The sequence below is a fragment of the Flavobacterium galactosi genome, from assembly GCF_048158585.1.
GTDB lineage: Bacteria > Bacteroidota > Bacteroidia > Flavobacteriales > Flavobacteriaceae > Flavobacterium > Flavobacterium galactosi.
In genome coordinates this window covers 297,362-310,090 of record NZ_JBLNKV010000004.1, presented here as the reverse complement: position 1 = coordinate 310,090, position 12,729 = coordinate 297,362, and the positions used below count along the sequence as shown (strand labels likewise).

At 33.6% G+C, this 12,729-nt stretch carries 12 protein-coding genes and 1 tRNA gene; 7 read left to right on the top strand and 6 right to left on the bottom strand.

The genetic code is table 11. The annotated features are described in order from the left end of the window. Positions 1-198: 198 nt before the first annotated feature. Positions 199-1,146 carry a thioredoxin-disulfide reductase gene (gene trxB / locus ACM55M_RS10545; RefSeq protein WP_416857584.1) on the bottom strand — a complete coding sequence of 316 codons (948 nt, stop codon included), beginning with the start codon at positions 1,144-1,146 and terminating at the stop codon, positions 199-201. 158 nt (positions 1,147-1,304) lie between these two features. Here trxB and ACM55M_RS10540 point away from each other — a divergent pair. Next, positions 1,305-1,379 (top strand) — tRNA-Pro (locus ACM55M_RS10540). Positions 1,380-1,479: 100 nt separating this feature from the next. Here ACM55M_RS10540 and ACM55M_RS10535 read toward each other — a convergent pair. Further along, positions 1,480-2,229, bottom strand: coding sequence for a 4-hydroxy-tetrahydrodipicolinate reductase (locus ACM55M_RS10535; protein WP_416857583.1), 750 nt, complete (start codon positions 2,227-2,229; stop codon positions 1,480-1,482). A gap of 592 nt (positions 2,230-2,821) precedes the next feature. On the opposite strand from ACM55M_RS10535, the gene ACM55M_RS10530 reads away from it, so the two are divergent. From ACM55M_RS10530 to ACM55M_RS10505, 6 genes are all read left to right on the top strand, one after another. After that, complete coding sequence (locus tag ACM55M_RS10530; protein ID WP_416837053.1) at positions 2,822-3,589, top strand: ParA family protein; 768 nt, start codon at positions 2,822-2,824, stop codon at positions 3,587-3,589. Between the two features lie 4 nt (positions 3,590-3,593). Next, entirely contained in the window at positions 3,594-4,493 is a 900-nt protein-coding gene (locus ACM55M_RS10525; protein WP_416857582.1) for a ParB/RepB/Spo0J family partition protein, read from the top strand. Next, a complete protein-coding gene (locus ACM55M_RS10520; protein ID WP_416857581.1) occupies positions 4,493-5,056 on the top strand; it encodes a DUF5683 domain-containing protein in 564 nt (187 codons plus the stop codon). Before ACM55M_RS10525 ends, ACM55M_RS10520 begins: the two co-directional genes overlap by 1 nt. 58 nt (positions 5,057-5,114) lie before the next feature. After that, positions 5,115-5,816 (top strand): 4-hydroxy-tetrahydrodipicolinate reductase, encoded by a 702-nt coding sequence (dapB, locus tag ACM55M_RS10515; protein WP_416857580.1) that lies wholly within the window; start codon positions 5,115-5,117, stop codon positions 5,814-5,816. Positions 5,817-5,875: 59 nt separating this feature from the next. Beyond that, a complete protein-coding gene (lepB, locus tag ACM55M_RS10510) occupies positions 5,876-7,426 on the top strand; it encodes a signal peptidase I (protein ID WP_416857578.1) in 1,551 nt (516 codons plus the stop codon). A gap of 99 nt (positions 7,427-7,525) precedes the next feature. Next, positions 7,526-8,152: a WbqC family protein gene (locus ACM55M_RS10505; RefSeq protein ID WP_416857576.1), complete on the top strand. Its 627-nt coding sequence runs from the start codon at positions 7,526-7,528 to the stop codon at positions 8,150-8,152. Positions 8,153-8,161: 9 nt separating this feature from the next. Here ACM55M_RS10505 and ACM55M_RS10500 read toward each other — a convergent pair whose 3' ends face one another. Genes ACM55M_RS10500 through mutL form a run of 4 tightly spaced genes read right to left on the bottom strand, consistent with a single transcriptional unit; the run spans position 8,162 to position 12,707 of the window. Next, positions 8,162-9,214: an endonuclease/exonuclease/phosphatase family protein gene (locus tag ACM55M_RS10500; protein ID WP_416857575.1), complete on the bottom strand. Its 1,053-nt coding sequence runs from the start codon at positions 9,212-9,214 to the stop codon at positions 8,162-8,164. Between the two features lie 32 nt (positions 9,215-9,246). Next, complete coding sequence (locus tag ACM55M_RS10495; protein ID WP_416857574.1) at positions 9,247-10,113, bottom strand: rhomboid family intramembrane serine protease; 867 nt, start codon at positions 10,111-10,113, stop codon at positions 9,247-9,249. Between the two features lie 9 nt (positions 10,114-10,122). Continuing rightward, positions 10,123-10,869: a rhomboid family intramembrane serine protease gene (locus tag ACM55M_RS10490; RefSeq protein WP_416850088.1), complete on the bottom strand. Its 747-nt coding sequence runs from the start codon at positions 10,867-10,869 to the stop codon at positions 10,123-10,125. After that, complete coding sequence (gene mutL, locus ACM55M_RS10485; protein ID WP_416857572.1) at positions 10,866-12,707, bottom strand: DNA mismatch repair endonuclease MutL; 1,842 nt, start codon at positions 12,705-12,707, stop codon at positions 10,866-10,868. Before mutL ends, ACM55M_RS10490 begins: the two co-directional genes overlap by 4 nt. Positions 12,708-12,729: the final 22 nt, after the last annotated feature.

Here is a 12,729-nt window from a genome sequence, read left to right as displayed (position 1 = left end):
ACCCCTCCGAAGGAGGGGAGAAAAAGAGATGTAATACCATTGTATTTAAACTTACCCCATAAATCACCAACAAAAAGTCCCACTTGCTAAGGCAAATGGGACTTTTTTCATTTTGAAAAGCTAACGCGATAGAAAATTTCCTAACAAATCTTTTATCTATCCGTCTATTATCTTTTATCTAAAAAAATAGAATTCTGATTATTCTTTAGAAGCCAAATATCTTTCGGCATCAAGAGCAGCCATACAACCTGTTCCAGCAGCAGTAATTGCCTGACGATACACATGATCCGCAGCGTCTCCGGCTACGAAAACTCCATCAACATTAGTCTTTGATGTTCCAGGAGTATTGACGATATATCCTGTTTCATCTAATGTTATAAACTCATTAAAAATATCTGTATTTGGTTTGTGACCAATAGCGACAAAGAAACCGGTAGCAGGAATATCAAAAATCTCCCCCGTAGTTTTATTTTTTGCTTTCACACCTTCAACTACTTGTTCATCCCCTAATACTTCAACCGTATCGTGATTCATTAATATCGTTATGTTCTCCGTTTTACGAACGCGTTCTTCCATGATTTTAGAAGCCCTGAATTTTTCACTTCTTACCAACATCGTTACTTTTTTACAAAGCTTAGACAAATAGTGTGCTTCTTCACAAGCTGAATCTCCTGCTCCAACAATTACTACTTCTTGGTTTCTATAGAAAAAACCGTCACAAACTGCACAAGCAGAAACGCCACCACCCATTTTTAAATAATGTTGTTCTGAAGGTAAACCTAAATATTTAGCAGATGCTCCAGTTGAAATAATGACGGTTTCACAATGCAATTCTTTAGTGCCATTGATCCAAACTTTATGAATATCTCCTGAAAAATCTACTTTAGTTGCCCAACCGTCACGTACATCAGTACCAAAACGTTGCGCTTGCGCTTGTAATTGAACCATCATCTCAGGACCAGTAACTCCATCAACATATCCGGGAAAATTTTCCACTTCATTGGTTGTTGTTAATTGGCCACCAGGCTGAATTCCCTGATATAAAACTGGATTCATATTAGCTCTGGCGGCATAAATAGCTGCAGTATACCCTGCTGGACCAGAACCTATAATAAGACATTTAATTTTTTCGATCGTATCTGACATAGTAAAGATTATTATATTTTTTGATGTTGCAAATGTAGTTTTTTAATAAAAATTATGACTAAAAAAACATCGTTTTTACCTATTCCGAAATAATATTCTCCTATTTTGATTTTTGGCTTGGTCAAATAAAAAATATTTCTATCTTTGCACCGGAATTACGGGGTGTAGCGTAGCTCGGTTATCGCGCCTGCTTTGGGAGCAGGAGGCCGCAGGTTCGAATCCTGCCACCCCGACAAAAGTCGAACAGAAATGTTCGACTTTTTTGTATAATAAAATCATTATGGTATCCCGAAAAGGCGAAGCCGAAAGGTCCGAAGAATGGACCTTTATAATCTAAGTCGTAAAATAAGGTTGTAAAATATCCTCAAAATTATACAAACCTTTACTTTTATTTTTTAAATTTTCGGCAACAAAAATCACTCCGCTACCAAATGCTTCCCTTGAAATGGATTCGTGAATCAGTCGAACCGTTTGAAATGGAAATCCAAAAATTATTTCATGTTTCCCCACAATACCCCCTGCCCTAACCGAATTTATATTCTCTTTTTCAACATCCAATGCTTCCGCAATTTTAATTGCAGTACCCGAAGTTCCCTCTTTTAATTTAAAATGCTCCTCATTTATTTCAACATCTACCCATGGTGCAATTTTTTTTAAAAATTTAGCTGCAAATAATAAATAATTAACCCCTAAAGTAATATTTGGAGACCAAAACACAGTGGTTTTCAGTGCTAATTCTTTCAGTAATTCTATTTCCTTTTCTTTATAATGCGATATAGCCGAAATAATTTTAATCTCCCGCTCGGCTGCTATCAATCCATACGTATAAATCCCTTGATCTGAAGAAAAATCAATGATAATATCCACCGGGTGTTTATCTAAAAGTTCTTCCATTGAAATCTTAGAACTGGAATATATTAATCCTGGTTCATCAGAATGTACCCCTAAGAATTCAGGAACTGATCTATGTTCTAAAAGTGTACTTTGCCTTAACACCCATTCCAAACAAAATTCTTTATTTTGAAGAATTACCGAAGCTACGGCTTTACCTGTTTTTCCAAATCCTATTAATCCAATTTTCATGTTATTGTTTTTATTTTATTAAAATAAAGAAGCATATTAATTTGAATAATTAAAGTACTACTGAAATAATTTTATTTCTATTTTTACCCTTGCCAGATATTTTTGAAACATTATTTTTTTGAAATGGCGCTAATTGCTTTTTTTATAAAAATCTAATTGTAAAGATTGATAAGTATTCAAATTTCAAATAAAAACCGACAATAAGGTTCAGCAACAAGCCCTCGATTAAGAGAAAATAAATCGAGGCATTGCAATCTAAAAATAAACTCCTACTATTTATAGCTGTTAATGTAAACATAGACATTTCAATTTAGGTACAGCCACAGGATATCTTTTATTATACCAATTAATTTAAATACTTGAAATTCTTCGTTTTTAGATAAATAAATATTAAAATCTCGTCTCTAGCAATGGGTAGCAAAAAACTTCGGGATTGAAACGAACCGCAGGAATAGCTCCCGAAAATCATATCCGTCTTAAAAATTCGAATCTGTCAAATGGCGACTAATCAACCTTTAACAAATGTTAACAAAATAGATTTTTAGAAACCATAAATAATTGTATTTTTACGGTTCAAAATTTAGAAAAATAAATGGGCAAAATCATCGCGATTGCTAATCAAAAAGGTGGAGTTGGAAAGACTACAACGTCTGTAAATCTGGCTGCTTCACTGGGTGTTTTAGAAAAGAAAGTATTACTTATTGATGCTGACCCCCAGGCAAATGCCTCATCAGGATTGGGTATTGATGTTGAATCTGTTGAAATTGGTACGTACCAAATTCTGGAGCATAGTCATACGCCGAAAGAGGCCATTATAAAATGTTCCGCTCCAAATGTAGATGTGATTCCATCTCATATTGACCTTGTTGCTATTGAAATCGAATTAGTCGATAAAGAAAACAGGGAGTATATGCTTAAAAAAGCATTGGAAAGTGTCAAAGACGAGTATGATTATATCATTATAGATTGTGCACCATCTCTTGGATTACTTACCTTGAATGCTTTGACTGCTGCTGATTCTGTAATTATTCCTATTCAATGTGAGTATTTTGCACTTGAAGGTTTAGGAAAGTTACTAAACACAATAAAAAGTATCCAAAAAATTCACAATCCCGACTTAGACATTGAAGGGTTATTATTGACCATGTTTGACTCTAGATTGCGTTTATCAAACCAAGTAGTTGAAGAGGTTCAAAAACATTTCAACGACATGGTTTTTGATACCATTATTCAAAGAAATGTAAAACTGAGCGAAGCGCCAAGCTTTGGAGAAAGTATAATAAACTACGATGCGACAAGCAAAGGAGCTACCAATTACTTACATCTTGCTCAAGAGGTTATAAAGAAAAACAGTAAATAGTTTTATGGCAAAAGCAGTAAAAAAACAAGCATTAGGAAGAGGATTATCTGCATTATTGAAAGATCCGGAAAACGATATAAAATCCGTAAACGATAAAAATGCCGATAAAGTTGTGGGGAATATTATTGAGCTTGAAATTGATGCGATAGAAATAAATCCGTTTCAGCCCAGAAGTAATTTCAATGAGGAATCATTGAGAGAATTAGCGACTTCTATTAAAGAATTAGGCGTTATTCAGCCCATTACCGTACGTAAATTAGACTTCAATAAATACCAACTGATTTCGGGTGAGCGTCGTCTTCGTGCGTCAACTCTTGTGGGACTGACTACCGTTCCCGCTTACATTCGTATTGCAAATGATAATGAGTCGCTGGTTATGGCCTTGGTTGAAAATATTCAACGCCATGATTTGGATCCAATTGAGATTGCACTTTCGTACCAACGTTTGATTGATGAAATTCAGCTGACTCAAGAACAAATGAGTGAGCGTGTAGGAAAAAAACGTTCTACAATTGCCAATTATTTGAGACTTTTAAAATTAGACCCGATAATCCAAACCGGAATTCGTGATGGTTTTATCAGTATGGGGCATGGTCGTGCAATAATCAACATTGAAGATCAAGATATTCAAACTGATATTTATCAAAAAATTGTCAGTCAAAACCTTTCGGTTCGCGACACAGAAGCTTTGGTAAAAAACTATCAGGAAAGTTTAAAACCAAAGCCTGCCGTTAAACCTAAAGCGGCTTCGTTTGAAATTGCAGATGCTCACAAAAGTACTTTTACGAATTATTTTGGAACCAAAGTGGATGTAAAAGTAGCCGGAAACGGTAAAGGGAAAATCACTATTCCATTTCACTCTGAAGAAGACTTCAACAGAATTATTAAATTAATAAACGAGTAGTGCGTAAAATCATTTTCATAGGTCTATTCCTCTTTATAACAGGAAACGCTACTGTTTTTGCACAATCGAAAACTAAGGATGCGGTTCTGATAGCAAAAGACACTTTGAAATCGAATGATATAGACCCTTTGACTCCTGCAAAAGCAGCCTTTTATTCGGCAATTCTACCCGGACTTGGACAAGCTTACAACAAAAAATACTGGAAAATACCTCTTGTTTACGGTGCTATGGGAACTAGCCTTTATTATTACATTAGCAATAATAAAAAGTACCATCAATATAGAGATGCTTATAAAAGCAGATTAGAAGGATATACTACTGATGATTTAGCCTTCTTAGACAATAGCCGATTAATTGCAGGTCAGAAATTTTATCAGAGAAATAGGGATTTATCCGCTTTGGTAACTTTAGGGTTTTATGTTCTAAATATTGTTGACGCCAATGTGGATGCTGCCCTGTTGCAATTTAATGTGGATGAAAACTTATCCGTAAGACCAAATATTTATCCAAATGATGTAACATTCAAAACAAACTTCGGACTAACTCTTAACTATAACTTTTAACCACAGGACGATACGACTCGTCAGGTTACTATTTATTTAAATTTAAAAAATAAAACAAATGAAAATTGCGCTTTTAGGATACGGAAAAATGGGTCAGGTAATAGAAAGAATTGCTCTTGAAAGAGGTCATGAAATCGTTTTGAAAAAGGATGAATTCAATACTTATGAAGGGCTTTCAAATGCTGATGTGGCTATCGATTTCAGTGTTCCAACAGCAGCTGTAAGTAACATTTCAAGTTGTTTTCATGCTAATGTACCTGTAATCTCAGGAACTACAGGCTGGTTAGAACATTATGATGAAATGCTAGCGTTGTGCGCAGCAAAAAACGGAGCGTTTATATCCAGCTCTAACTTCAGTTTAGGTGTAAATATTTTCTTTGAACTCAATGAGTATTTAGCTAAAATAATGTCAAAATTCGACAACTACACTGTTGAAATGGAAGAAATTCATCATACTCAAAAACTGGATGCACCAAGTGGAACTGCGATTTCATTAGCAAAAGGAGTAATTGAAAATAGTAAGTACACTAATTGGACATTAGAAAATCCTGAAGCGAATCAAATTTACATCGATACCAAAAGAACTGGGACCGTTCCCGGAACCCATACAGTAACTTATAACTCCGTTGTTGATGCTATCGAAATCAAACATACCGCACACAATCGGGAAGGTTTTGCCCTTGGAGCCGTAATTGCAGCAGAGTGGATTGTAGGCAAACAAGGTGTTTTTACAATGAAAGACGTTTTAAATTTAAAATAAACTTGTTTCAATCTAAGCTAGTTTCGAATGAAACAACTTTAAACTTTAAATAAAAAATTATGACAGCATATCAATGGTTTGTGTTTTTTCTAATTATGCAGGTAGTCCACTTTCTAGGAACTTGGAAATTATACGAAAGTGCAGGTAGAAAGCGTTGGGAAGCGGCCATTCCTGTTTATAATGCTATTGTTTTAATGAAAATAATAAATCGACCTACCTGGTGGACGGTTTTACTTTTTATCCCAATTATTAACCTCATTATGTTCCCTGTAATTTGGGTTGAAACCTTAAGGAGTTTTGGAAAAAAATCTTCTTTAGATACTTTTTTAGGCATTGTAACTTTTGGATTCTATATCTATTATGTTAACTATACCCAAAAATTAGATTACATAGCAGACAGAAGTTTACAACCTGAAAATAAAACGGCAGATACTATAAGTTCGTTACTTTTTGCAGTTATCGTAGCTACTTTAGTTCATACGTATTTTATTCAACCGTATACCATACCTACATCCTCACTGGAGAAATCATTATTAATTGGGGATTTTTTATTTGTGAGCAAAATGAATTATGGAGCAAGAGTTCCCATGACTACTGTGGCTTTGCCAATGGTTCATGATTCAATTCCTTTGACTAAAAGCAAATCTTATCTTACATGGCCACAATTGCCTTATTTGAGATTACCTGGTATTCAAAACATAAATCGAACTGATATAGTGGTTTTCAACTGGCCTGTAGACACCGTTTATAAGTTTTTTGATACATCAAAAAGAAGAGCTTACAAACCAGTAGATAAAAAATCAAATTATGTAAAAAGATGTGTTGGTATTCCTGGCGATAGCTTGTCAATAAAAGACGGGATAGTTTACATCAACGGCAAAATATTACAATTACCGGAAAGAGCTAAACCGCAATTTTCTTATGCAGTTGCACTAGACGGAAAAACATCAATCGATTTTGAATCTTTATTAAAAGAGTTGGATATTACGGATGATGCCGGGTTTAAAAATGATTTAAGAGATACTTTATTCTTAAAAGCACTTACTGCTGCCGGAGCAGAAAGATTAAAAAATGTTCCCGGAGTTGTATCCGTAACAAGACAAATCTCAAAAGGTATAGAAGGCGGTATATTCCCTCATATCAACAAATGGAATCGTGATAATTTTGGTCCGATTTATATTCCACAAAAAGGGAAAACAGTTTCTTTAACAACTGAAACATTACCATTTTACAGAATGATTATTTCTGAATACGAGAAAAAAGACTTAAAAGTAAATGGAAGCGAAATAAGAATTGACGGGAAAGTAGTTAACAGTTACACCTTCGACCAAAATTATTATTGGATGATGGGAGACAACCGCCATAACTCTGAAGACAGCCGGTATTGGGGATATGTTCCAGAAGATCATATTGTAGGAAAACCAATCTTTATATGGCTAAGCATAGACCCTCATGGAAAAGGAATAAATAAAATTCGTTGGGACAGGGTTTTCACGACTGTTAGCGGTGAAGGCCAGCCACAATCGTACTTTAAATTATTCCTACTTGCTTTAGTAGCTTTCTTTGTTGGAGAATATTTCTGGAAAAAAAGAAAAGCGAAAAAAGATTAATTTGAAGATTGATAAATACTAAAATTTCACAATAGATAACTAAGGTCATAATTTCAATAAAATGTTTTTATGACTTTTGTTTTTAAAATACTTTCAAAGATGAACACTTTATTACATCCAACCTATTTTCCATCAATTAGTCATTTTGTGGCCATGGCTCAGGTTGAAAGTATTACGTTTGAAATTGAAGATAATTTCCAAAAACAAACCAATCGCAATCGCACTTATATTTACAGTCCAAATGGAATTCAGTTATTGAATATTCCTGTAAAACATTCGAAAGAAAGTCATCAAAAGACAAAAGATATAAAAATAGAAACCGATTTCGATTGGCAAAAACAGCATTTTAAATCATTGGAAGCGGCGTACAGAAGCTCTCCCTTTTTTGAATTTTTTGAAGATGATTTACGTCCAATATTCGAAAAAAAGCAAACTTTTTTATTGGATTTAAATTTTGAAACTCTAGCCATTCTATCTAAATGCTTGCGTTTTAAAATCGAATATTCAACTACAACTGAATATTTTCATGAAGTTGAAACAACTGTAATAACTGATTGTAGAGGCTTGGTAGAAGGAAAAAAAGACAAATCCGTATTTGAACCTTACACTCAGGTTTTCGATGATAAACATGGATTCATTAACAATCTAAGTGTTCTGGATTTATTATTTAATGAAGGAAAATTTGCTATGGAGTATTTGAAAAAACAAAAACTTATTATAAAATAGAAGTTATAATTATTGCTGTTCAAAAGATAATCTAGCCATAATAGGAAAATGATCTGAATTAATAAATTCGGGAAAGTTTTCAAATTTCTTGACCTTAATTTTTTCATCGGCAAAGATATAATCAATTCGTGCTGGGTAATACCGAAACTTATACGTTTCTCCAAAACCTTTTCCTGCTTCTTCAAAACTATCTTTTAGCTTTCCTTTTATACCTCTATAAACATACGAAAAAGCGCTATTATTCATATCCCCACAAATGATAATTGGATATTCACAATCTTTAACATGTTCTTTTAGCTTCTCAGCTTGTTCTTGTTGCTCTTTGAAACCTTCACTAATTCTCATCAGCATCTTTTTTGATTTCTTCTGATTAATCACATCAATATTTTCATCAATTTCATTAACATCGGGAGATATTTTCAATGATTGCAAATGCATATTGTACACTCTGATGATATCCTTTCCTTTTTTAATATCAGCAAAAACGATATTGTTAGTTGTGTTCGCAAAAACAATATTTCCTTGATTAATAATGGGGAATTTAGAAAAAATAGCCTGCCCACTTTTAATATTATTTCCATCTGTAAAAATATAGCGGTGCGGATACACTTTAAAATCAATATCGGCTGAAGAAGAGTACTCCTGAATACACAATACATCAGGATTTTTATCATTTATAAAGGTTAAAATTTCAGAAGGAACATCATCTCTATCAATCCACTTAAACACATTGAATAAATGAACATTGTAGCTCATTATAGTAAAATCATTTTCTCCTTTGGGCAATTCGACAGCAGAAAATTTATAGAATTTATTGATAAAAGTAATTCCAATTAAAAGTACCAAACCGGAGACAATCATTCGCTTTTTGAATTGAAGAGCCCAATAAACGAAAAACAATCCATTTATAATAAAGAAAAGAGGCATAAAAAGCGTCAATACTGATAGAAGAGGGAACGATTTTGGTGCTAAAAAAGGAAAAACATAAGCAATGAAAGTCATTACAGCGAGCGCTATATTAAATACAAACATTACTTTATTGAACCATGAAAGGTTTTTCATTTTTTTTATTTTCTCTAACTAAAACTGCTAATTTATTTGCCCGCTTTGAACAAAAATTCTTTTTCTTCTTTGGTCAGACTATCATAACCTGATTGACTTATTTTATCTAAAATTTCATCAATTTGTTGCTGTGCTTTATCTTTGGCTATTATTCTCGAAGTACTTTTTTCAACTGGCTTGCTATAATTTTTATGTACTTTTTTGAATGGCGTTGCTGCATTTTTTTTAAACAAATTTGTAAAAAAATCTAGAATACGAGAAACAATTTTACTTAAATCAATCCCATTTTGAAGCAATTTAATAAAAATAAAACCAAAAAAAGCTCCTGAAAGATGAGAAATATGCCCTCCTGTATTTCCTAATCTGAATTGCATTAAATCGATCAAAATAATCACAAAAGTGATGTGCCATAATTTCACATTACCAATGAGCAACAATCTAATATTCATCAAAGGATGATACGTTGTTGTAGCTACCAGAACAGCCATGATTGCAGCCGAAGCGCCAACAATTGATGAACTTAAATTTAAAAAATAATAACCGGCTACAAAAGCTATTCCGGCAAATATAGCACTCAATAAATACAACCCTAAGTATTGCTTTGGTGTAAAAAAAGTCAAAAACAAACTACTTGAAAAATTTAAAACCATCATATTAAAAAACAAATGCCAGAATCCATCATGAAAAAAAGCATAGGTTAGAAAAGTCCAGGGTTTTATAATAAAATTAGAAGGCTCTGAAGAAAGCGCAATCCAATTTGGAAAATCAAAGGCACCAACTTTAAATTGATAAAAAAAAAGTAATGAAACCAGAAAACAAAAAACATTCCAATAGATTAACCGTTGGGCTATTCCACCTAATTTATACTGCAATTTCAAGTCGTCTAAAATATTACCCATTTTCTTAAATTAATTCCAACGATTACTATTAAACTGATTTTTCTTCCAGTACCACATAATAATGAAACCAAATAAGGCACCTCCAACGTGAGCAAAATGAGCTATTCCACCGCCGCCTCCAAAAATTGATTTTCCTGACACTCCTAAATACAAATCTACTAAAACTAAACCGGGTACAAAATATTTTGCCTTTATTGGCACTGGAATAAACATTAAAGCCAATTCTGCATTAGGAAACATAAAAGCAAAAGCAACAATTACACCATATATAGCTCCAGAAGCTCCAACAACAGTTCCAAAATAGGCACTTACGAAATTTTGAAAACCGGGACTATTTAAAATTGGAACTATCTGGTCGTTACCTTTTCCATTCAAAACGGCCAAAATTTCTGTTTTTGAAAATCCTTGCCCCATTAAAGAATTTATTCCATCCTGATAGTAATAATAGTTGATTCCTGTATGAAGCAATGCTGCACCTAAGCCACAAGAAATATAGAAAAAGAGAAACTTTTTGCTTCCCCAAATACTTTCTAATGCAGAACCAAAAGAATATAGCGCAAACATGTTGAAGAAAATATGCATAAATCCACCATGCATAAACATGTGTGAAATAGGCTGCCAAACTTGGAAATTTGGATTTTCAGGAAAATACATGGAAAGCATTTTATAAGCTGGATCACCTATGACAAGTGTACCAACAAAAAATAAAATATTAATAATGATTAATTGCTTAACCGTCTCTGTTACGTTTCTCATAGTGCAAATTTTTTATCTAAATCTTCCACACGCATAGTGATGAAAGTGGGTTTATGAAATGGGGAAACATTAGGGTCTTTACAGGCAAAAAGCCCGTTAACCAAATTTTCCTGTTCTTTTTCTGTAAGGTGTGTTCCTGTTTTTACGGCCAAACTTTTCGCCATAGATTTGGCAATTGTATCGTTCTGGCTAAAACTGCTTTCTGGAATTCCGTCTTGTAAATCACTTAATAATTGTTCCAAAACAATTGAGACTTCACTCTCTGTTACGTTCACCGGTATTCCTGAAATGACGATATGATCTGTATTATTTTCTTCGAAAACAAACCCAGTATTCATCAATGAAAGTTGCAATTCAGCGATAAGATCCATTTCGCTTGATGAAAAAAACAAGTTCAATGGAAATAATAACTGCTGACTTGAAGCTTGATTAACTGTCATATTAACAAGGAATTGTTCGTACAAAACACGCTGATGCGCCCGCTGTTGATCAACAATTACCATTCCTGATTTTATGGAGGAAACAATATATTTTTTATGAATTTGATAGGTTTTATGAACCGCATGTTCTACTTCTTCATCATTGAATAAAGAGGAAGTCACTTCTTCATTTTCGAAAGTAATATGTCCTATTTCATCCGTATCTTGTTTTAAACCTACATACAAACTTTCCCAATTTGCTGTTGATTCTGGTTTCTTGTAATTTGAAAAATGTTTATTCGGTTTATCATCAGAGAACGGATTGAAATTTCCATCAACCTGAATGGTTGGTGTAGCGCCTTCTAAATCTTTATAATGATAAGGAGTGTCTAAATTAGAATCCCGGTCAAAATCCAAAACCGGAGCCACATTAAATTGTCCTAAACTATGTTTTATTGAAGCTCTTAAAATAGCATATAAAGCATGTTCGTCATCAAACTTAATCTCCGTTTTAGTAGGATGTATATTGATATCAATTGTATTGGGTGGCACAGATAAATATAAAAAATAACTAGGTTGTGCACCATCTTTCAAAATCCCGTCATAAGCAGCCATAACAGCATGATGTAAATAACCACTTTTTATAAAACGGTCATTCACAAAGAAAAATTGCTCGCCACGATTTTTCTTGGCAAATTCTGGTTTGCTTACAAATCCTTGAATCGCCACTATTTCTGTTTCTTCTTGAACCGGAACTAATTTTTCATTGGTTTTACCCGAAAAAATATTGACAATACGTTGTCGCAAAGTGGAAGGTGGCAAATTAAACATTTCACTGCCATTGTGATAAAACGTAAAATGAATTTTTGGATGCGCCAAAGCCACACGTTGAAACTCATCAATAATATGACGGTATTCCACCGTATCCGATTTCAAGAAATTGCGTCGTGCCGGAATATTAAAGAATAAGTTTTTCACTGCAAATGAAGTGCCTTTTGGCAAAACAGCAACATCTTGAGATACAAACTTACTGCCTTCAATTATAATGTGTGTTCCAAGTTCTTCCTGGTCTTGTTTGGTTTTCATTTCTACATGGGCAATCGCCGCAATAGAAGCCAATGCTTCTCCACGAAATCCTTTGGTATGCAAAGAAAATAAATCTTCAGCTTGACGAATTTTAGAAGTGGCATGACGTTCAAAACACAAACGCGCATCAGTTACGCTCATTCCTAAACCATTATCAATCACTTGTACTAATGCCTTTCCTGCATCTTTAATAATTAATTTGATATCTATTGCTCTCGCGTCTACTGCGTTTTCAAGCAACTCTTTGACAACTGAAGCTGGTCTTTGAACGACTTCTCCAGCAGCAATTTGATTGGCAACATGATCAGGAAGTAATTGAATTATACTCGACATTAACAAATTTAGGTTTAAAGTT